Origin of the sequence: Virgibacillus sp. SK37 (assembly GCF_000725285.1) — a bacterium.
Classification (GTDB): Bacteria; Bacillota; Bacilli; order Bacillales; family Amphibacillaceae; genus Virgibacillus_Q.
Genome location: NZ_CP007161.1, coordinates 1,181,406 through 1,200,646, shown reverse-complemented (window position 1 = coordinate 1,200,646; position 19,241 = coordinate 1,181,406). Strand labels below are relative to the sequence as shown.

General features: G+C 33.5%; 30 protein-coding genes and 1 pseudogene. All 31 read right to left on the bottom strand.

Annotated features, from left to right (window positions below; translation table 11 throughout):
- Window positions 1-17: 17 nt before the first annotated feature.
- Window positions 18-808: pseudogene (locus tag X953_RS06135) on the bottom strand (helix-turn-helix domain-containing protein).
- A gap of 438 nt (window positions 809-1,246) precedes the next feature.
- Window positions 1,247-1,672 carry a hypothetical protein gene (locus X953_RS06130; RefSeq protein WP_052350064.1) on the bottom strand — a complete coding sequence of 142 codons (426 nt, stop codon included), beginning with the start codon at window positions 1,670-1,672 and terminating at the stop codon, window positions 1,247-1,249.
- A gap of 49 nt (window positions 1,673-1,721) precedes the next feature.
- Window positions 1,722-2,570, bottom strand: a complete 849-nt coding sequence (locus X953_RS06125) for an alpha/beta fold hydrolase (RefSeq protein ID WP_040954797.1) — start codon at window positions 2,568-2,570, stop codon at window positions 1,722-1,724.
- A gap of 118 nt (window positions 2,571-2,688) precedes the next feature.
- Complete coding sequence (locus tag X953_RS06120) at window positions 2,689-3,504, bottom strand: lipid II flippase Amj family protein (RefSeq protein WP_040954796.1); 816 nt, start codon at window positions 3,502-3,504, stop codon at window positions 2,689-2,691.
- Window positions 3,505-3,606: 102 nt separating this feature from the next.
- Complete coding sequence (locus X953_RS06115; protein WP_040954795.1) at window positions 3,607-4,113, bottom strand: GNAT family N-acetyltransferase; 507 nt, start codon at window positions 4,111-4,113, stop codon at window positions 3,607-3,609.
- A gap of 53 nt (window positions 4,114-4,166) precedes the next feature.
- Window positions 4,167-4,541 carry a VOC family protein gene (locus X953_RS06110; RefSeq protein WP_040954794.1) on the bottom strand — a complete coding sequence of 125 codons (375 nt, stop codon included), beginning with the start codon at window positions 4,539-4,541 and terminating at the stop codon, window positions 4,167-4,169.
- 104 nt (window positions 4,542-4,645) lie between these two features.
- Window positions 4,646-4,948 (bottom strand): hypothetical protein, encoded by a 303-nt coding sequence (locus X953_RS06105; RefSeq protein WP_040954793.1) that lies wholly within the window; start codon window positions 4,946-4,948, stop codon window positions 4,646-4,648.
- Window positions 4,949-5,095: 147 nt separating this feature from the next.
- A complete protein-coding gene (locus tag X953_RS06100) occupies window positions 5,096-5,767 on the bottom strand; it encodes a permease (protein WP_040954792.1) in 672 nt (223 codons plus the stop codon).
- A 389-nt stretch (window positions 5,768-6,156) separates the two neighbouring features.
- A complete protein-coding gene (locus X953_RS06095; RefSeq protein ID WP_040954791.1) occupies window positions 6,157-6,492 on the bottom strand; it encodes a type II toxin-antitoxin system PemK/MazF family toxin in 336 nt (111 codons plus the stop codon).
- Window positions 6,485-6,682, bottom strand: a complete 198-nt coding sequence (locus X953_RS06090; RefSeq protein WP_040954790.1) for a DUF2281 domain-containing protein — start codon at window positions 6,680-6,682, stop codon at window positions 6,485-6,487. The genes X953_RS06095 and X953_RS06090 overlap by 8 nt, the downstream gene beginning before the upstream one ends.
- A gap of 95 nt (window positions 6,683-6,777) precedes the next feature.
- Window positions 6,778-7,338: a protein distantly related to SAM-dependent methyltransferase gene (locus X953_RS06085; RefSeq protein ID WP_040954789.1), complete on the bottom strand. Its 561-nt coding sequence runs from the start codon at window positions 7,336-7,338 to the stop codon at window positions 6,778-6,780.
- A 65-nt stretch (window positions 7,339-7,403) separates the two neighbouring features.
- Window positions 7,404-7,838: an aminoglycoside 6'-N-acetyltransferase gene (gene aac(6'), locus X953_RS06080; protein ID WP_040954788.1), complete on the bottom strand. Its 435-nt coding sequence runs from the start codon at window positions 7,836-7,838 to the stop codon at window positions 7,404-7,406.
- Between the two features lie 253 nt (window positions 7,839-8,091).
- Entirely contained in the window at window positions 8,092-8,592 is a 501-nt protein-coding gene (locus tag X953_RS06075) for a hypothetical protein (protein ID WP_040954787.1), read from the bottom strand.
- Window positions 8,593-8,715: 123 nt separating this feature from the next.
- Window positions 8,716-9,552 carry a hypothetical protein gene (locus X953_RS06070; protein ID WP_040954786.1) on the bottom strand — a complete coding sequence of 279 codons (837 nt, stop codon included), beginning with the start codon at window positions 9,550-9,552 and terminating at the stop codon, window positions 8,716-8,718.
- A gap of 40 nt (window positions 9,553-9,592) precedes the next feature.
- Window positions 9,593-10,150: an isochorismatase family protein gene (locus tag X953_RS06065; RefSeq protein WP_040954785.1), complete on the bottom strand. Its 558-nt coding sequence runs from the start codon at window positions 10,148-10,150 to the stop codon at window positions 9,593-9,595.
- A 196-nt stretch (window positions 10,151-10,346) separates the two neighbouring features.
- Window positions 10,347-10,832 carry a tetratricopeptide repeat protein gene (locus X953_RS06060; RefSeq protein WP_040954784.1) on the bottom strand — a complete coding sequence of 162 codons (486 nt, stop codon included), beginning with the start codon at window positions 10,830-10,832 and terminating at the stop codon, window positions 10,347-10,349.
- Between the two features lie 80 nt (window positions 10,833-10,912).
- Window positions 10,913-11,623 (bottom strand): alpha/beta fold hydrolase, encoded by a 711-nt coding sequence (locus tag X953_RS06055; RefSeq protein WP_040954783.1) that lies wholly within the window; start codon window positions 11,621-11,623, stop codon window positions 10,913-10,915.
- Window positions 11,624-11,678: 55 nt separating this feature from the next.
- A complete protein-coding gene (locus X953_RS06050; protein ID WP_232217781.1) occupies window positions 11,679-12,530 on the bottom strand; it encodes an alpha/beta fold hydrolase in 852 nt (283 codons plus the stop codon).
- A 94-nt stretch (window positions 12,531-12,624) separates the two neighbouring features.
- A complete protein-coding gene (locus X953_RS20490; protein ID WP_369792731.1) occupies window positions 12,625-12,798 on the bottom strand; it encodes a hypothetical protein in 174 nt (57 codons plus the stop codon).
- Entirely contained in the window at window positions 12,798-13,058 is a 261-nt protein-coding gene (locus tag X953_RS20485) for a GNAT family N-acetyltransferase (RefSeq protein WP_369792730.1), read from the bottom strand. Before X953_RS20485 ends, X953_RS20490 begins: the two co-directional genes overlap by 1 nt.
- 331 nt (window positions 13,059-13,389) lie before the next feature.
- Window positions 13,390-13,476: a putative holin-like toxin gene (locus X953_RS20480; protein WP_369792735.1), complete on the bottom strand. Its 87-nt coding sequence runs from the start codon at window positions 13,474-13,476 to the stop codon at window positions 13,390-13,392.
- Window positions 13,477-13,777: 301 nt separating this feature from the next.
- On the bottom strand, window positions 13,778-13,957 hold the full coding sequence (locus X953_RS06040) for a DUF948 domain-containing protein (RefSeq protein ID WP_040954781.1): 180 nt from the start codon (window positions 13,955-13,957) through the stop codon (window positions 13,778-13,780).
- A gap of 186 nt (window positions 13,958-14,143) precedes the next feature.
- Window positions 14,144-14,317 (bottom strand): DUF3139 domain-containing protein, encoded by a 174-nt coding sequence (locus X953_RS20210; protein ID WP_232217780.1) that lies wholly within the window; start codon window positions 14,315-14,317, stop codon window positions 14,144-14,146.
- Window positions 14,318-14,710: 393 nt separating this feature from the next.
- Complete coding sequence (locus X953_RS06035; protein WP_040954780.1) at window positions 14,711-15,133, bottom strand: hypothetical protein; 423 nt, start codon at window positions 15,131-15,133, stop codon at window positions 14,711-14,713.
- A gap of 175 nt (window positions 15,134-15,308) precedes the next feature.
- Window positions 15,309-15,839 carry a hypothetical protein gene (locus tag X953_RS06030; protein WP_040954779.1) on the bottom strand — a complete coding sequence of 177 codons (531 nt, stop codon included), beginning with the start codon at window positions 15,837-15,839 and terminating at the stop codon, window positions 15,309-15,311.
- A 91-nt stretch (window positions 15,840-15,930) separates the two neighbouring features.
- On the bottom strand, window positions 15,931-16,296 hold the full coding sequence (locus X953_RS06025; protein ID WP_040954778.1) for a DUF4181 domain-containing protein: 366 nt from the start codon (window positions 16,294-16,296) through the stop codon (window positions 15,931-15,933).
- A gap of 230 nt (window positions 16,297-16,526) precedes the next feature.
- Window positions 16,527-16,931 (bottom strand): NUDIX hydrolase, encoded by a 405-nt coding sequence (locus X953_RS06020; protein WP_040954777.1) that lies wholly within the window; start codon window positions 16,929-16,931, stop codon window positions 16,527-16,529.
- 117 nt (window positions 16,932-17,048) lie between these two features.
- On the bottom strand, window positions 17,049-17,327 hold the full coding sequence (locus X953_RS06015; protein WP_052350063.1) for a DUF4190 domain-containing protein: 279 nt from the start codon (window positions 17,325-17,327) through the stop codon (window positions 17,049-17,051).
- Window positions 17,328-17,932: 605 nt separating this feature from the next.
- Window positions 17,933-18,094: a hypothetical protein gene (locus tag X953_RS19750; RefSeq protein ID WP_156958455.1), complete on the bottom strand. Its 162-nt coding sequence runs from the start codon at window positions 18,092-18,094 to the stop codon at window positions 17,933-17,935.
- Window positions 18,095-18,202: 108 nt separating this feature from the next.
- Window positions 18,203-18,643, bottom strand: coding sequence for a hypothetical protein (locus X953_RS06005; protein WP_040954775.1), 441 nt, complete (start codon window positions 18,641-18,643; stop codon window positions 18,203-18,205).
- Window positions 18,644-19,011: 368 nt separating this feature from the next.
- Entirely contained in the window at window positions 19,012-19,182 is a 171-nt protein-coding gene (locus tag X953_RS20015; protein ID WP_198023320.1) for a hypothetical protein, read from the bottom strand.
- Window positions 19,183-19,241 lie beyond the last annotated feature (59 nt).

The window sequence follows — 19,241 nt, the reverse complement described above, 5'->3', positions numbered from 1 at the left end:
CTTATAATATAAATGAGTTAAAAATCATCAACCTTTTTTCTTATCTTTCTGCGAAATTTAAAGCTAAAACTATTGGAATATACTTTATTTTCCGCCAAAAGTTTATATGCCTCAAGTAGGATTGAAGTTCGCATTATAATATAGATACCAACCGCAATCATCCCAATACAAACCGGATAATAAGGAACTAAAAAATCGGAATCAATATATTTTCTTTCAATGCCAGATGCTAAAAGGCCTGCAACGAATAAACACATACCTACCAAATTAATAATGACATAACTTTTTTTCATGTTTTCATATCTTTGAATTAATTCTTCCAGGTGTTTTTCGTCAAATAACAGAGGCTCTGTTTTAAGTACCTTATATTGATTTTCTTCCAAGAATGATACTGTGACAAACATTCCTATCCCAAAAGTAGCTAGAATGATAGTTGGGATCATATATATATTGCTGGGTCTTGCTTAAAGATAAAGTAAGGTAGAAAAGATAAGACAATTAGAAAAAAACCTAATGCCATATATTTAGAAATTTTATGCGCAGACAATAAATAACCCTCTGCCATTTCTTTACTAACATAATATCCGTCTTCCTTATCATTGCTAGGTGAGGAGGAATCCTTTAACAAATAGTCCATTGAAACCCCAAAAACATTTCCAATCATAAGAAGTTTTTCAGTTTCGGGATAACCTTGACCATTTTCCCATTTACTAATGGCTTGCCTCGTTGTGTTCAATTTCTCTGCTAAGGCCTCTTGGGAAAACCCTCTTTCCTTTCTCAATTTAAAAAGTTTTTCTCCAAACGTCACTTGCTTTGAACTCCCTCCATTTATATTTACTTTTCATTTCCTTTTTTTAATTTGAGATATACCATATATAATGGCAAAAGTGACAAAGCCCAGAAAAATGAGTATATTTGTTATTGGCTCATCAATTCTTGGTATAGAATCCTGAAAAACTTTTAAAAGAACTAATACCCCTACAGTAAATATAATTCCAATGATTGATACTTATTTCATTACTTTTTCCTCCCTGTGTAGATTTGAATATTGCACTTTCCAATGACTACCCATATCATAAGAAAGTTTCGCTTTAAGTTCTACCATGTGGGAGTTACATTATGTCAATTTACAGTTGCACCTATGTTATGTAGTGTACACAATTGTATATAGGATTGAATTTTCTTTTTGTTAACCTAATTCAATCGCAGCTCTTGTTCAACTACTGCGCTTATCTGCGGTATAGGTTTATTGATTACCCAATAAGCCTATTAATTCCCTTGTACCTTCAGGTGATATATCAAAACCGTTGTTTTCTTTCCCTGCATATATTACTCTGCTTTTTTCTCCTAAATTTCCAAGTACAAGATGTAATCCGTGAGTTTCCCCACTTTCGTAAAGAATTAAAATATCATAATCAGGAACTTCCGTATCGATATCAATTTGCTGTTTCCTGCCCTCTGCATTTTTTAAAACCGCTTCAAACCTTGATATAATTTTGTCTTTCTCAATTGTTGAAACATAGTTTTCATTTATTCCACCATAGCCATTAGATTCTGAAATGGAAATCAATGAAATATCACCTAATATCGTCATTGGCTTGTCTTGAGATTGGCAAGCAAATAGAAGTAATCCGCAAAGAGACAACGTAAGTGATAAAATAATTTTCTTCAATGATTTCCCTCCTAATCAAATTTTCCAATACAAGCGAATGTTAAGATGTCTATTTACTAAACTTATTGTCTACAAAATTCATAATGCTATTTTTAAACTCTGACTGGTTTTCAATATAGGGATGGTGAGCACTTGCTAGCATGACTTCAGTAGAGTTTTTAAATTCGAATAATTTATGATGTGAAGGTCCAACTGCATCATCATATGCTCCTGCTATAACTAACGTAGGACTGGTAATCTTGTTTGTTAATGTAGTAAAATCCTGAAAAAACTCCTCCGATGAAAAAATATGTTCTTGAAAACCAGGATCACTATTTAAACCTCCCCCATCAAGTATGTCTGTTTCCCTCTTATTTGCTAGATCAACATATTGAAATTTAAAGTACTCATTAACCTCCATTAGTTTTCCAACAATTGAAAAGTAATCCTCTATAAATGTACTTATACTTTTTGTTGATAATTCCTTTATTTTTGTTCTCAATATTTTAGATCCTTTTTTCATTTGGTGATCAAAGGAATCGTACATATTAAGTGTTACATTAGATAGGATTAATCCTTTCGTTCGTTCAGGATATTGGTTCGCATAGCTTACTGCAAGTATCCCGCCAAATGAGTGTGCCATGACTATCCACTCATTTATTCCCAAAAAAACTCTCAGTTCCTCAATATCATTTACTAATTTATTTAAAGAGTAATTCTTGCGAACGCTATGTTCTGAACGGCCGCAACCCCTTTGATCCAAGTAAATCATATTCAGTTTATCTTCCAAGAGAATTTTAGAATAGTGTTGAAATGATTTACTCCAATACCCTGGCCCCCCATGAAGGTAAATGCAAGGAATTCCTTTTCCGCCTATATCAAAATATAAGTCCAGACCGTCGTTTGTTTTAAATTTCATATTCTTTTTCTCCTCTTTTAAAAACTGTTACGAAAAGAATAATCACTTGCCCGAAAATCATAACCATTTTACTCTCTCGTAGATAGAATCCTTTCAATGACCCCTCAATATCCCAGCATTAAACGATAAACTGCGTAAACCAAGCAATATATTTTGCTCCAGGGATAAAGAACAGTTGAGCCAACAATGTGCCTAACAATCTTGATGTCACCATCATTAAGGAAATATTTTTTAATGTTTGGTAGCTTCCTCTCTGATTAACAACGTTATCGGCAACCACAGAGACTTTTGGGTCAACGAAAATAACCAACAAGATTGTTGCCATCCCATTTATTAAACCTGAAGCCATGATAGCCGTGGATGCTCGCTCTGGTGCTAATAAAGCAGCATATAATGCTGACAGTACGCCAATTGTGTATATTGCTGTTATTATCATATTTATTAGAAATAATCTTATTGGAATATCCTTTATCTTCGTATCTCTTAGATATGAAAATTTAGGTAAGTTAAGATGGGTCACTCCACGCCTAATATACTGTAGGGAAAAAATTCTTTTAAATAAGGATGGTACAGAACCCTTCTCTTCCGATAAATGTATTATTGCCCTTGAAAACAGGGCTATAAAGGTGGGTAGCAATAGTATTCCACATATAGTTCCAATCGTTGAAGCTCCTATAAGAAAACGAAATTGCGTCGCTACAAATTCCTGTGCATTACTAGTTGGCGCAGTATCTATTAAGCTACCAGTAAAGGGTTGCTGCATCATATTTGCCAATCTCGAAACCATTACCATTATATTGAAAAGAGATAATGCCGAAGCAATCATTTTTACTCTTGCACCCGATAATCTTACTGCATAGGCAAGCGTTTCAATAGAATGAATAATAAAGATAAATAAGGCTATGTATATTAATTTCTCTGTAATAACTTCCACTATAGTACCTTCTTTTGTTTATTTTTGATCAAATATAATAAAATGCTGTTAATACGCAAGAATCGCAGATATATACTTGTGGCAGCGAGAATGAAAGGATTATTATTTTATTTCTTTTATATCTTTCCAACCATAAACAAGCTCATATAACCACTTACCTGAAACCTCTATCCTTTTCCTATCTATTTTCTTTGCTCCAAGGTGCTCATAAAATAGTCTTGATTTATTTTCTTCTAATACGGATACGGCCATTGAAAAAATATTTTTATCTTTTAATCTATCAACGACAGGGTTAAGCAATAATTTCCCTATACCCTTTCCTTGGTGTTCCTTAAGGATATATATTGCATATAACTCACCCTTATAATCAGGATATTTACCTGTTCTTTCCTCACCGGCATTGGAGAAGCCAATTATTTCACCCTTATGTTCCGCAACAAATACATCCTGCCCAGAAAGAATATCCTTCCACTTTTTCGCTCTGTTTTCATAAGTCATCTGTTCTAAATACTCATTTGGAACAATATCTTTATATGTAGTTTTCCAACTATCCACCTGCACTTTTGCAACACCTAAAGCGTCGTTTAAATTAGCTTTTCTAATCTCCATAACACACCTCAGTTTAAAAAGTATTAAAACGAAATAAGGTAATTTATTTTATCTCACCAATGTACTTGAAGCTTATTACCGTTTGGATCATAAAAGTGGAAATAGGCATGATCGTTATCTTCTTCAATATCCTCGACTGTAACTTGATTATCAACTAAGTGTTGATGAAATTCAGTTAATCTTGGACTAGTAAAACCGATACTAAATGCTTTTTCATTATCAATTGTAAAATGTGCAAAGGTATCATCATCCGTAGGAACCAAGATAAGTAAAAAAGGACCTTTATTTACTTTGATAATCGCCAATGGTTCCTCTGTAATGTTTAATAACTGAAGGCCTAGTACATCTCTGTACCAATGCGCAGACTGTTCTAAATTTCTTACAGGAATACGAATATAATGTACTTGTTCAATAAATGGTTTACTCATAGTTTTCTCCTTAATTTCATATTGTATCTCAAATACATCGTATGTACCTTTTTTCAAGACAAGTGCATTTACTTATTATAGAATCACGTTCAATTACGGAACTTTCAAATCTCCCCTTTGGCTTTTAAAGCACAGTATATACCTATACGAAATCCTATTGGAACGGATAACCACATAAATACAAGTGATAAGACGAAAAAAACCGTATGAGCTTTGAATTGCTGGACGAAAAAGAAAACAACACCTATTCCCCAAATAGCAAGGATTATAAAAAATTCTGGTGCAACGAAGGTTTTATCGGTATAGTTTTCTGCAATAGTTCCTGATGCTAAAAACAAAGATGCAAATAAAGCTAGAATACCACTTATTATAAGGCTCACTATTGAAATTATCTGTCGTTTGCCCATATTTCCCTCTCCCACAATGATAATTTTAAAATCTCTTATCCCAATCTGCCCGGATTCCAATACATTACCAAGCAACTAAAATGCCGTTTTATATGAAATAAGGTAGCATTTAGGATGTTCTTCATTAACAATTAACTTTAACATTAGTTATATAAATCTCTTTAAATAATCTTTTAATATTTTATTCATAACTTTAGGGGTATTCTCTACATAAATATTAATTTGTGCCATGTTCGATTCATATTTATCGGAACTGCTTTCATCCGTCGAGAAATCGGAGATCCCTTTTATAATAATGCATTCAACACCATTCTTCTTACATATGTAAGCAATTGCGCCAGCTTCCGTATCTGCAATTGTTATTTCGTTTTCTTTCAGTTCCAAATAGTCCTTCCACATTACTACTGCTTTATCAGCTGTACCAATTACTCCAGTATGAAAATCACTACCGTATTTTGATAGATCAATATCGACTGTGAAGGATTGTTTGATTAAAGGCTCAACTTCTTTTACTGTGCAATCATATTGGACGGCTTTATTAGGTACAAAAATATCTAGATTATTATATCTGTCATCTATACCTGCACACGTACCAGCAACGATCACTTTAGATAAGTTGAATTTTGAAATCATATACTGATTGCCACCAACACCATTTACTTTTCTTACACCAGTGCTGTAAAAAATAAGTTCAGAGTTATTAATAGTTCTTAAAAAATATTCGCCATAGGGATAACTGAGGCGTTCATTATCCTTTATGCCAAAGTACTCTAACGTGGCTTCATACTCCCATTTCGTCGCAATACTTATCCCAATCATCCGCTTCTCACCCTAAATACGTATTTTGTCATATACATTTATTTTAATACGGTTACAACCCTATTCTTAGGTACATTATCAAGCTCTTTAACAATTCCCAGCTACTTGCAAATTCACGACAACAGATTTTGTAAGAAATTTTTTTGAGGGAAAAAAACTTTTTTGCTACATTTCATCTGACGTGCAAGTTTCCACAACAATTTTATATTGAATAATATAAATGTTGGAATAATTCAATCCATAAAACCACCCACTATTCATTTTTGAGCAATTTAAATTTCTCTTTAACATCCTGCTGCATCATAAATTGCTTTTACTTTTAATTTTGCGGGTCACAAAAACTTCTATTAGAAAAAAAGGGAGCTGTAACATGGCTCCCTACTACACAGTTATTTTATAAGTTCGGTGATTTTAACTCGAACAGACTCCAAAATTCCAGTTTTCACCTGTCCAAATTTCTTTTTAACAATATTTTTAGAAAGCGTATAGACTTTGTCTGCTCTAATTTCAGATGTTACTTTAAGTTCACCCTCTGTTAAATCTTTAGATTCAATCACTACTGAATACGCAAGGTCTTTTATTTTTGAAGTAATGGCTAAAACGACGATATCTTCGGTCAATTCGTTATAACTATTACTTGAAATAATAAGTACTGGACGTTGCTTGTGGGATTTTAAATCACTGAACGGAACTGGGATTAAAACAATATCACCTTGTTTATACATTGTTCCAAACCTCGTCATCGATGTCATTATCCCAAAAATCTAAGCTACTCTCACTAGCTTTTGTTAAATCTTCAGACATCCTTTTATCTCTTTTAGCCTTTAAATACTCTGCAAAATCCAAAATTTTATCCACTTCTTGTTCAGGTATTTCATTAATAATTTTAAGTAAACGATCCTTAGCTGTATCCATGTAATGATCACCTCTTCCATGAATATTTTAATTTATTATAGCATTTCATATTACGATTCACCATATACGCAGAACCAAATGCTGCTAATCTTCGTTTATATCTTTACAGCGTCAACTATCAAGGATGGAAATATAATCTGCTGCCCTTGATTTCTTGGGTCATACTTTTTTGATCTAAAAATCACTCCATCTTTTCCATCCCAAAAATTTTGGTGAAATGCACCTTTTTCATCAAAATACTCGAGTAATTGTGTTTCAAATCCGGCAGTATGAAACATATCCGTGATAGTTTTATAATTATAAACGATCTTATGATCTGCTGCTGGATGATCTTTTGGTCCGGGACCTCCTATTTTAACTGTATTCTGATATTCTTCATCTTGGAAAAAGGCATCAGGAACAGCACATCTTATGTATCCATCAGGCTTCAGAAATTCATGGCACACCTTTGCAGCTTGAACTCCTTCATTGTAAGTTAGATGCTCCCATACATGTTCAGCCAAGATTACAGCAATCGAATTATTATCAAACGTTTTCCCCCAGGTTTTCTCGTCTAGTAAACTAAGTTCATTTTCTTGAGTGTGCAACCAACCCGGATTGTTATTATATTCTCCTGACCCTATTACTAATTTTATTTCTTTGTCCCTTAGACTCATAAAGTCACCTCGCGCTATACATTATTATTTCTTTAAAAATAAGCATCGAGTTTTTAATTCCAGATTTATAAATCCTTTTTAAAACAAATAATACGATTTGCCTCGCCAAATCCTAATTTTTGATGCATTACCAGGCTCTCTACATTTTCCAATTCACAGTCACTTGCAAATTCACGACAACCTTTTTCCTTTGCCCATTCTTCACAAGTACTCACTAAACTTCTAGCAACGTCCTGTTTACGAAACTCCTCTTTTACAAAAAGCCCTTCTAAATATCCTACTGGACTTGAACTAGTCCCTTCCACATAATCATATCTCAGCTGGCACTGTGCAAACCCAATTACTTCGTTGGCATGATAAGATAAAATAATCTTTGAATCAGGTTGAGAAATAACATGTGTAATTTCTTGATTTAATTCCTCCAATGTGTGATTCGACCAAAGGCGCAAAGCAAGATCTGCAACCTTTTTGACCTCCTGTAACGTTGCTTCCTTTAACATAAAAACCTCCAGAATATCTTTTTATAAAAACTTACTGGTAAAATTCTGTTTTAATTAATATTTGTTCACTTTCTAAGAGACTGTATAAATTTACGCAAAAGATAAAGTACAAAAAAGAAAACAGCAAGAGAGATTATAGAACCAACTACACTGAAGTTTGTCATCATTATTTATCATCCTTTTCATCGGATTCCAAATTGAGTCTCTTATAAGATTGTGTTGCAATTGGGCATGATATTGGTATGATAAGAAACTATTCATCTATTTCATATATTAATATGTCAAATAATTCATCATCCGTATAGAGTAGCACAGCCCATTTTCCTGGATCTGGTATTTTTACTGAAGATGGTGTATGTGCATCTGCACCATTGTTTGCTCCACTAAGCGATGTGGACCATCCTTCTTTCAGAATATGATGAACGGTTCCTGTTTCTTTATGAAACCCTACAACTGTGAACTCCGTGTTTTCCGGATTTTCAATTCCCCAAAGATGCCACATCCACTTTTGGCCATCTAAACTGGGCATATCTACACCAATAACACCAGATTTGTTTTCATTTCCAATAATATTTTTATCACCGAATTCCACTGCTTCCTTTTCCCAATCAATGTTGTCAAAACCAGCTTTCGTTACAAATTCAGGAACATCTTTGGGGAGAGTAATCTCTTTTTGAACTGCTTCATCTGATGTACAAGCAGCCACAACAAAAGGTATGCCGAATAAAATTAATATTAGAACAATTTTCTTCATAAAATCACCTCAGTAATTTCATTGAATTTTAATATCTTTTCTAATTCTTAGTCTTCCAAGCGGAAGGTGGAGGAAACATGCCAATTAAAAATAAGTACACTTTTGAAGAGCAGTGTGTTAAATTCATATAACCATGTTTATAATTTTAGCTAACCACTCAGGGTTCTCATCAATATTTAATTTATAACAAAGAGAATGATGTACTTTTTTAAATTCATGAGCTATACATTTCATGACATTTAAAATCTCTCCTGGATCCCGTCGACAATCCCAACTTTTGAGAAGCGACTGCTGCCATTCTTCTAAATTACTTCTTTCACCTTCATATCTGGCCCAATCACCAAACGTATTTGGTTGAAGTCCGATTTCCATATACCATCCAGCGATAATTAATAACCTTAAATTATCTATACATTTCATAGCATAAAAATACTCTTTTCTCATAACTCTTCTATATGCCTCATGAAAATGCGCAAAAAATTTCGTTCTCCATAACTCTAATCCGTCTAGGGATAGCTCATAAGTAAGTAACATTGAGTTGTCTAAAATCTTAGCCATCATTTTATCCGTATCTTTTATAATTTTAATATTTTGCAACCATAAAGAGGGGTGGATATCACTAGGGATATAATAAAAAGTATCAACTTTAATAAAGCAATCATAATGAGCAACAGTGTAAACTGATAAGGGGTTTACTTCTTCAAAATAAAGGACGTTCCCCCATTCTTGAGCTCGATTCCTTTTATTAACAACGTATTCCTTTATTTTTTCAGGCTTTACAACTACTCTTAGATCAATATCAGAATATTCATCTGTATTTTCATTTCCGATGGAACCACCATAGAAGAGAGCCATTACATTGTCGTCATTTAATAGATCTGTCTCTATTGAACTTAATATCTTTTTGCGATAATTTGGTAACTCTGAATCTCTTGCCTGATGATTACTTACAAATCCCACACATTCAAAATCACTCTCCCTTTATAATAATAAATATTAATTATCGATATTCATCGTGATTAGGTGTAAATAAGTTGTCATCTGCATTTCTGACCACAGAAAAATTATCAACATTATAGTGTCCATGAAGTACTTCATTGTGGTGGGCGATAATCTGCTCGGCAGTTAAGGATTGTGAATCTGTTGTGGAATGGCCATCTCCTACTAAGGTCACGTCGAGTCCATTTACCGTTGCCGTTCTTACGGTAGTATCAATACAATGCTCTGTCTTGCACCCCATAACAACAAGGTGTTCGACCATGTTATCACGTAAAAACTCTAATAGTTTCGTTCCATAAAACGAATTTGTTGCTTCTTTATCAAATATCTTCGCTTCTTTGGGTATATCAATTTCGGAATGAATTTCAAATCCTTTCCCTCGGCCTTCCGCGACATCTTTATCTCTTATAAAAACAACTAAGCTACACGAGATTACTGCTTTATTTACCACTTTATTAATATTATCCAACAAATTATCTTTATTGCATACACTCTTTTCGTTCGCATTACCATCAATAAGTTCTTGCTGTGCATCAATAATTAGCAAAGCTTGTTTCAATAAAATTCTCCCCTTATAATTTGGTATAATTTTCACGCCTCTGATACAGTTTTCACTGACCTACTCATTTTGCTTCTTAAACTTTTAAAAGTTCATTCATTTTCTTGATTAAGTAATTTATCATTGTGATTTTTGTTTTTCATATAAACGATTACACTGCACAAAAATCAAGTTTCATAATATTCATTAAACACAATCACTTCCAAATTTCATCTAATTTATCAGAATAGAACTTAATAGCCTTTTTATAACTAATAATTTCATCATCAGAAGTTGTATCTATCAAACATTTGAGCAACAGCTCCATTGCTTTACTATGCTCCTTCAAGTTGTATAAGGTCATCGCATAGAACGTTTGAATAGCTTTATTATTTGGAAACGATTCAATTCCTTTTTGAAAGGTTTCTTTTGACTTTTCGTATTCTCCTAATGCTCTATATGTACTGCCTAATCCTAACAGCGCTCCCTCCAGTTCATTTAAAGCCAACCCTAATCTGATCGATTTTTCGTAAAAAGGAACTGCCTTAGACTCTTCTCCTAATAAATCAAAGCTCCAAGCACAATGATAATTAATCGATGCATTGTCGGGAAAGTCCAGCACCAATCTCATTAGCAGCTCGTTCGACTCTTTATGATTGCCACTTTTTCGTATGGCAATAGCCCGCTCTAATTCTTTTTCCATCGTTATCACCTCCAAACCTAACTGTTCCGTGCAGTTCTCAAAGTATTGCTTAGTTGATCAAAATCTATGTCTGTATATATTTATTTAACATTGTCTATAAATTCCTCTAATATTTGGGTATAAATTTTTGGTTGTTCTAAATGAACCAGGTGGGAAGCAAAAGGAATAATGGATACATGAACATTATCTTGTAAGGAAGGATAGAGCAAAGCGCCTTTTGTTTCCATGTCTTTTTCTTCACCTACAATATACAAAACAGGAGCAGCTATTCCTTCCAGGTCCTTTGTTTCTTCAAATGGATACCAATTTTCATCCTTAACAATTTCAAGCAAGTGTCTCCAATTAGACTTATGTAAATTATCAAAGTGCCTTGACAGTTCTTCACTTTGTAAAATTTCAGATTGACGTTTGACATCTTTCCTATGAAGTTCTGACCAGTTACTTGGCCTTTCAGGAAGAATCCCCGAAAGTACTAAACTTTTTAATTTATGCGGAAATCTTTTCCCAAGAAACAATCCGACCAAGGCTCCTAAAGAACACCCGACGATATGCGCTGACTCAATTTCCAAATGGGAGAGCGTTGTAGCTATGTCTTCTGCTGAATCCTCAAAAAAATTGGAAAGGTCTTTTTCTCCCGATTTCCCATGACCACGTAAATCTGGAAGGATCACTTTGTATTTTTCTTTAAAATATTCCCGTTGATATTCAAAATCTGTCATACCCGTTTGCAACCCCGTATGAAGGAATACGATGGGCTCTCCATCCCCAAAAACTTCAGTATGTAAAATCAATTAAACACCTACTTTCCAGTTTTTTGTCTAGATAATCAAAAAATAGCTGTGAGCATTACAGGAGATATTCCTTTATAAATAATTTATATTCTTTCTTAAATCGTTCAGCTTCTTCAAGAAAAGGGTAATGATTGCTTTTCTCAAAAATAATTAATTTTGAATTTGGTATCCCCTCATGCATTTCAATTGAGTATTTAACCGGACACTGGACATCATATCTTCCACAAATTATTAAAGTGGGACATGATATTAATTCCAACTTTTTCGTTACATCATATACCTGCACTTCTCTATTAAAGAAATTCATACGAATTGCAGATATTCCCTTAATAATGTCTCGTGAGAAAAGTGCATCATAGCTATTAGGTTCATATAACGATAACTTTGTCCTCTCAGTTTTTAATGCATTTCTTTTGTCTAATGTTAGATCTGAACATTTTAAGGTTTCGTTCAGTTCTTGCATTCTGGAAAACTTAGGATGATTAGGATTATAAATGCAATCTACTGAGAAGGTCATATATTCTCTTGCTGCTGCTCCTACAATGACGTTAAAACTTAACCTATTTGAAAAATATATTCCGTAAATGACCCCTAACATTCCACCAGTCGAATGCCCTGCAAATCCCCATTCATCAAATTCAAGTTCTTCACGAATAGCTTCTAAATCAAATATGGTTTCCAGCATGCTTAATTGATAAGGCTCTTTTGCTTCCTCTGAATTACCTGTTTCTCTTAAATTAACTAAAAATACTCTATTCGCATTTGTGAGTGATTCCGCAAAATAATCACCTGTTTGGTTAAAAACAGAGTAATGATGAGCAACACATACTGGTCTTCCTTCACCTTTTATAAATATTTCAAAAACACCACGAGTTGTATTCAGTAACTTTCTTTCCCAATTTCCCACTGACATTTTCCTTTCTTGTTAAACAAGCTGACCAGTTTATACAAGATTAGCCCCACTTTTTTGTTCCATTGTTGTGATCGACTGCCGTAAAATTTTATAACCTTTTTTCAAGAATTATCTTCGGTTCACCTACCTTATCTGTATATGTTCCGATTACATCAAACCCACTTTTTATATTTAAAAGGAGCATACCACGCCATTTATTTTTAGTTTTTGTTTGAACGATTTCATAACCTTTTTCTATTAAATACAAATGTTGTTGATCCATTAGTTGGAAGCAACACCTTTGTTTCTATGATTTTCGTCAACACCACCAAGCCAACTATAGAACTTGTTCGAATCTAATTCGTAACCAATTTTGTATCCAATAATTTTTTCATTTTCCAAAGCTAATGTAAAGACTATTTTTGTTTTATTTTCAGCTTTGCTAATAAGTGTGGCAGCGTCGTCGAAAATTCTATCATGTAAATTCAAAACTTGATTAAGTAACTCTTCATTAGGAAACCCATCAATATTAAGCAGTTTCAAATAAATCCCTCCTCCCTTCCTATAAAAATAAGCTTACCCTTATTGCAGATAGATGTCAGAAGGCTACAAAAGCTTATTCAGAAAAGCTGAAAGTATGGAAGTTAAATTAAAGCGCTCTCAAAAATTTGCCATGCACACGCAATTTTTAACCCGAGTCTTGTTTGCAAATCCCTTTTTCGTGTTATAATAAACATAGAGAGAAGAAAAAAGCATAAGCTAATAAAGAGCGAAGATACGCTAATATCTCCGGTCAGCAATGAATCGCTCCCCTTCAAGAGGGGTCAGCGCGAACAAGGAATAGACCTCACCCGGCTGCTAAACTCAGGGAGGTCTATTTTTTCTGGTCTGTAATCGTTACAACAAGTGTTGCGAAAGCGATCATTAAAACCAGTGTCTCAAAAACAGACAAGGGCAGCACCCCCTTCCGTTATAACGTATCGTAAGACACTATAACCGACAGGAATGCGCCGACCTCCCTTAAAGAAAATGCAATTATTGCATATTTTCATTATATCACTTACCTAATAAGTTTAAAGAATAATTTCAATATTCCTTACGACTTATTTGACTAGTAAATGCTTGTTTCCTCTGTGCTGAATTTAGGCAAGTATATTAATCCAAATTGCCCGGTTGGTGAATACTTTTTCTCTTGGAGAGTCTGAACATAGTAAGATGTATTCCTTAATCAATAATTTTATCATAATCATACATAAGACAACCTAATCATTATCATTTTTCATCCTATGACTTACCTCATCAATTTTCTTCTCAATTCTATTAAGTTGGTTGGTTCGGCTACTATTTGCACGAAACAATGAGACTATTAAGAAGATAATTAGTACTATAAATGCAAGAAAAAATAATTGAAATAGAGCATCTCCTATGTGAAAATCACCCATTTTTTTGCCTCCCTTTTAGTTATAGACACTTTACTTTAATGATTTTTTCCTTGCTGGCGCTGAGCAAGCACCTAATCAAAACATTTCAGCGCATTTTTCTTCGCTATATTTGGTTTTACCTTCAATAGATTCAGTAACCCCGTCATGACAATGGTAAAAATTCATTATTAATACCGTGTTTAGGCTCTACATAATGCGAATTTCTATATCAGTCTCCAAGTAACCCATTTCATGTAGATATTGCGGTACATTTTTATTTGCTATATATTTCGTGTAAGGGTTACCATTGTTGAGCAAATAAATAATTCCAAAAGGAGATGCTAAAATAGTTAATAGGATTAGACTAATTATTATCCACATTGCTTTTCTAACTTGCTTAATAACAGAGACTGGTTCTCAAAAATCACCATGCAGCACCAGATTTATTATTCGAAATTATATAAACCTTGCTCTTTCCATTGATCAAAATACTTTTGATAGCCCATTTTTTCAGCCGTCATATTATATTTCACCACATCAATTAAAAATGTATGAGAGCCAGACAAAGCTTCATATTTTGGATTTCCCTTTGTATCTACGAATAGGTGTTCAAAAGTAGGTATACTTCTGATGAACCATTTTTCCTTGTTTCAAGTAGAATATATACTTCTTCTTCATTAAAAATATTGCTTGTGAAAATCAGACCTGCTTTTTTCAATGATGAATATAATCGCTCCACATTCAACCCACTCCCCACAAAGTATTGAGCGCAATCTATTCCGTTCTCTCCTGGCTAGTAATTGTAATTATTGGTTCATACTTTGAAATAATATCCACCTTATGCTCAAAACAAGCTAATGAATAATGAGTTAATTTTTCATTTTGCAGAGACGATACGCTTTTTATGAAATTAAAGTAATTTGATTTATCATAGACTCGAAACGCTTCACCTCGAAATACTTCACTATCATCTAGTACTGTAAAGTCATCATAGATAACGGAGTAGGTCACATAATTTTTAAAATCAATTTGCAGTGTCTCCACACTGCTGTCAGCATGAGGGAAAATAAGTAAATCTGTCGGATTATCACTTTTGTTAATTATTATTCTAAGTTTCACTTTCTCTGTTCTGGGCTCTGAGATACTCTCAAAGGAAATATAACAATTATTCAATTTTAAAAGGTCATTGAATGTCACAGTAACCCCCCATTTTTGGTGTGTTCTAACCTGCACTTCATGGCATATCATTCTACTCAACAACTTTAAAATCTATTGCTGCTTCCATATTATATTTCTTCTGTTCCAATTCTCCTTCAGAAGCTATAGAAAAGCTCGTATCCCCTTTCACTTTGTGATAGCCAGGTGGAAAGTACTAATAAACCAAATTTATAATATAATATATGCCTAGTAGTTCAATGTTTGTGAGGTCATTAGTTTCAGTTAAAAGTTTTACATTTGGTGAAATCTTTTTATCTTTGCTAACAGTTGCACAGACAGCATTGTTTAAACTAATTTCACAAGTGCTGCTAAATACGTCTTTTTTGAAAACATATTCTTTGTTATTTTTGTGATACACCATTCTGGGATTCGAACTAATCTTAGTTCTATCTTCTAATAAGAACTTATTTTCTTCATTACTGTCTCTTAGGAATGTATCCCACTTTAATTTAAATAAATTCGATCTAAACGACTGCTCCCTGATCTCTATATTATATTTACTAGTTTCGCCATCAATATTTCTTGTTTCCAGAAAAGGTAATGGCAAATAATTTATAAGCTTTTCCCAGAAATTTTTATACTTTCTCTGAATAAAACCAACCTGCACACTATCTGAATCATTAATTATGATCTGTTTTTCTGAAGATCTTCGCATTGGTAAGACTGTAAAAAACTCCGTACACATTCACTTTCCCCCTAATGTGCTATTCCGCATAATAATTCTATGTATTTTGGCGCTATTCTTTCTAGAAAAAGCGCCGCATGTCGCATGTATGTTAAAAATTAAAATAATTTATCATTCCATATGTAACCGATCCTAAAATGAATAGAACACAAGTTATAGCGCTTAAAAGGTATGTTTTCCTTTCTTTTTCATAAACCCATTTCATGATGGTCCGAAAAGCGAACAAAATAGTCATACCAATAAAGATAAGTATTCTGAAATGCAGGAATTCATTTATTGTTAAAATCATAACAAGAAAACTAGTCCAATAAAGTATTCCTTCACCATATTTATGTAGTTTATTTACGTATTTTTTACCTAAGTCAGACTCCTCTATATTCAAGTTTTTTATTAGCTTTCGATTGATAAATTGATCTAAAACAAAAATAACAAGTAGAATGATAATAAGGGCTACCATCTTGAATGTCCCTCCTCTGTAAGCCATTTCTCATTTGTTTGGTAATCACACTTCGTTATTGAACTTCTATGGCAAAAGCATAGAAAGCATCACCAGCTTGTACTTGTACAAGGTCTTTATCTTTCAATAACTTAGCCCCCTTGCAATGCTATAACATGGCTCATGTACTTCACAGGCACAAATTCTTATTTCAAAAAAGTGCGCCCGATTGGTGAAGTAAATGTCGATAGCTACCCTTGAAAGATGTAGGGCGACGAGGACTCCAATAAACTCTCTATTCCACCGGGGTGATAGGGCATTAGCTTATTCGCTGTTTGAAAATCCACCCATTTTATTTCTGATATCTCAGCTTTGTCTTGCACTAAAGGCTTTCCATCAACTATTTCCGCTTTAAATGTTATAAATAATGCGTGGTGATCTTTTTCTTTAAAAAAAGCTTCATTAACTGAAACAATTTCACCAATTTTCACCTTCAGTCCTGTTTCCTCTGTAACCTCACGAATTGCTGCCTGCTTTAGTGTTTCACCTTTTTCAACTGCTCCACCAGGTAGTGACCAAGTGCCGCCTTGATTATTAACAACAAGAACTTTAGTTTCTTTACAGATTAATGCGTATACAACATCTACCCTTTTCATATTCTTACCTCCCTGAGCATTTATGCACCAATTTGAACCTATAAGCACAAGCAATAAAGGCGCTTCATCTTATTGCAGGTAGGCGCCTTTTTGTTTAAGAAATAGTGAATTTAAACTTTAATTAAAAAGGGCAACACTTGCAATAATAGATGAGATCATTGGTAGTAAAATACCTAAACTGCTACAAACTATCCCTGATATTGCAATCTTTTTCCCTTCTTGCTTTAGACGTTTTATTTCCCGCCACCCAATAATACCTAATGTCAAACCAACTACAGCAAGTATTAACCCTGCAAAAGGTATGATCAACAATACGATTGAAATAACTCCAAGAATTAAAGAAGCAGTAGCTTTACTATTTGTCATACTTCTCTTTGAAACTTCAAGGCTACTCATTTTTTCCCTCCCTTATTTATCCCGCTAATGGCGTTCAGGCACCTCTTACGCACCATAACTGAGCCCGAGTGCAATATTATTTCACCTCATTAAACGAGCGCTGATCATATTACTTTTTCTTTTTCTTATCATTAAAAAAGCCAAAGGCGACGCCAAAAGAAATAATTAGTGCTAACACAAACATCCATATTTAATAATCCCCTTTCAATACTGCTTTTCTTAAACAAAATGGCACTTATATGCGTATTCGATATTGGCACGAATTTTTGTCAGTAAATCGTGTGCGATGATGGAACACGTTATTGTGCCGTTCTGTGTCCAAAATTCTTATACAATCCAAATATACTTTCGCCAGCAAATATAATTCCTAATATTAGGTATAACAAAGCTCGGTTCATCTCACCCCATCCTGTAATAGAAGCAATAATTAAACCTACAGCAAAGATGAATATAAATGAATGAAAAATTAACTCAAATTTTCTATATCCCTTACTGTTATCCACTGAAATTTCATTCCTTTCAAGTATAAATTTGTACAATTAAATGGTCCTTGCCACGAATCCTTAACAATGAATCGTGTCCGTTAATATAGTAACGAAAATTCCTTAAAGTTTGTAAAAATCATTTTCTTGTTCTTGCTGTTCTTTTAATTCTTTTTTAAGTTTCTCCACTCTTTTTAACTTTCTTAAAGTCAGCATCGAGAAAAGTATGACAACAATGTATTTCAGTCTAATATCGTCATTGTTCTGCTGAATAACCTTCTCCACCAAATCTCTCCTTTGTTATAATAAAATCACATAATCGTATTCAAGTAAGCTGCCCGTTAGTTCAATAAGCCTTATTCCGCAAATAGCCTGATTCTAGAATATATAAAATTATACGGTTGTCTTATCATTCTTCTTAAAATAATTTGTTAAACCGAAAATAATTCCATAAAACAGTGACATCAACAATGAGTACGACCCGTAACTTAGATCGAATAGTATATTCCCACCAAATAATGGCATGGTAAAAATCAAGTAAAAAGGATACTGTAAAGAGGCTATTGAATCTAAAATAATATTATCAAACATAGCGTGTTCAAATGTTGAAATAAAGAATACAAGAATACCAGAAATGACTCCTACTACTGCAAACATCTTCAGCTTCTTACTTCCTTTTCTAGAATACAAGAGTAATAAGAACATATACAATAATGTTACCAGTAAATTGAAAACATTCACATTCAAATCTGGATGCATTATGGCTGGCATTAAATTTACTGAAAGAGCCAAAAGAAATGTTGCTATGAAAAATACGAAGAATCTATATTTCATACTAACCCCCTTGCCGAATCACTTTTTGAAAACGGATATACCCTTTTGTTCTACCTTCTGGGATCAATTAGAAAATCTATTATTTCTTACAAAAATACATCATAGCGCTAATTTAAAGCCATGATGTTATTGGTTGATATCTTTAAAGTTTCTAGCATGTGAATGATTTACAACAGATACTGCTACTGCTCACATTAATCCAGCCATTCACCTAATTTCTCTTTAACTACCTCATGGGAAACAAATTTTTCAGCATCTAACTCTTTAATACCTTTATCTACTTTTTTCTAACATAAAGCTCCTGCATCTCTTATACTCTCAAACTTATTCAAGAGGTGAGCCCCTTTATGGGTAGTTTTTATGTAACTTTACTGTTCATCTATCTTTTTGCGGTCTTCAAATTTGTCTAAAACAATTGTAATAATGGTTGCAAATACCACCACACTTAAATATTCTAGCCACCCATCAAAGAAGTAGAAAGCTATACCTATACCAGCAGCAAGAATTAACAAACGAATCATTCTCCACCAAATGCCCAAGTTATCCTCCTCCTGTAGAATGTTCGGAATTGAGGTGTTGCTTTACTCAGCAACTGCAA

What these genes read in the sequence shown, in the direction of transcription:
- X953_RS06125 (WP_040954797.1), bottom strand. Translation starts at nt 2,570, where the DNA reads ATGAAATTTAAAACAAACGACGGTCTGGACTTATATTTTGATATAGGC.
- X953_RS06115 (WP_040954795.1), bottom strand. Translation starts at nt 4,113, where the DNA reads ATGGAGATTAGAAAAGCTAATTTAAACGACGCTTTAGGTGTTGCAAAA.
- X953_RS06110 (WP_040954794.1), bottom strand. Translation starts at nt 4,541, where the DNA reads ATGAGTAAACCATTTATTGAACAAGTACATTATATTCGTATTCCTGTA.
- X953_RS06105 (WP_040954793.1), bottom strand. Translation starts at nt 4,948, where the DNA reads ATGGGCAAACGACAGATAATTTCAATAGTGAGCCTTATAATAAGTGGT.
- X953_RS06100 (WP_040954792.1), bottom strand. Translation starts at nt 5,767, where the DNA reads ATGATTGGGATAAGTATTGCGACGAAATGGGAGTATGAAGCCACGTTA.
- X953_RS06095 (WP_040954791.1), bottom strand. Translation starts at nt 6,492, where the DNA reads ATGTATAAACAAGGTGATATTGTTTTAATCCCAGTTCCGTTCAGTGAT.
- X953_RS06090 (WP_040954790.1), bottom strand. Translation starts at nt 6,682, where the DNA reads ATGGATACAGCTAAGGATCGTTTACTTAAAATTATTAATGAAATACCT.
- X953_RS06085 (WP_040954789.1), bottom strand. Translation starts at nt 7,338, where the DNA reads ATGAGTCTAAGGGACAAAGAAATAAAATTAGTAATAGGGTCAGGAGAA.
- X953_RS06075 (WP_040954787.1), bottom strand. Translation starts at nt 8,592, where the DNA reads ATGAAGAAAATTGTTCTAATATTAATTTTATTCGGCATACCTTTTGTT.
- X953_RS06060 (WP_040954784.1), bottom strand. Translation starts at nt 10,832, where the DNA reads ATGGAAAAAGAATTAGAGCGGGCTATTGCCATACGAAAAAGTGGCAAT.
- X953_RS20490 (WP_369792731.1), bottom strand. Translation starts at nt 12,798, where the DNA reads ATGGATCAACAACATTTGTATTTAATAGAAAAAGGTTATGAAATCGTT.
- X953_RS06040 (WP_040954781.1), bottom strand. Translation starts at nt 13,957, where the DNA reads ATGGGTGATTTTCACATAGGAGATGCTCTATTTCAATTATTTTTTCTT.
- X953_RS20210 (WP_232217780.1), bottom strand. Translation starts at nt 14,317, where the DNA reads ATGTGGATAATAATTAGTCTAATCCTATTAACTATTTTAGCATCTCCT.
- X953_RS06030 (WP_040954779.1), bottom strand. Translation starts at nt 15,839, where the DNA reads ATGTGTACGGAGTTTTTTACAGTCTTACCAATGCGAAGATCTTCAGAA.
- X953_RS06025 (WP_040954778.1), bottom strand. Translation starts at nt 16,296, where the DNA reads ATGGTAGCCCTTATTATCATTCTACTTGTTATTTTTGTTTTAGATCAA.
- X953_RS06020 (WP_040954777.1), bottom strand. Translation starts at nt 16,931, where the DNA reads ATGAAAAGGGTAGATGTTGTATACGCATTAATCTGTAAAGAAACTAAA.
- X953_RS06015 (WP_052350063.1), bottom strand. Translation starts at nt 17,327, where the DNA reads ATGAGTAGCCTTGAAGTTTCAAAGAGAAGTATGACAAATAGTAAAGCT.
- X953_RS06005 (WP_040954775.1), bottom strand. Translation starts at nt 18,643, where the DNA reads ATGAAATATAGATTCTTCGTATTTTTCATAGCAACATTTCTTTTGGCT.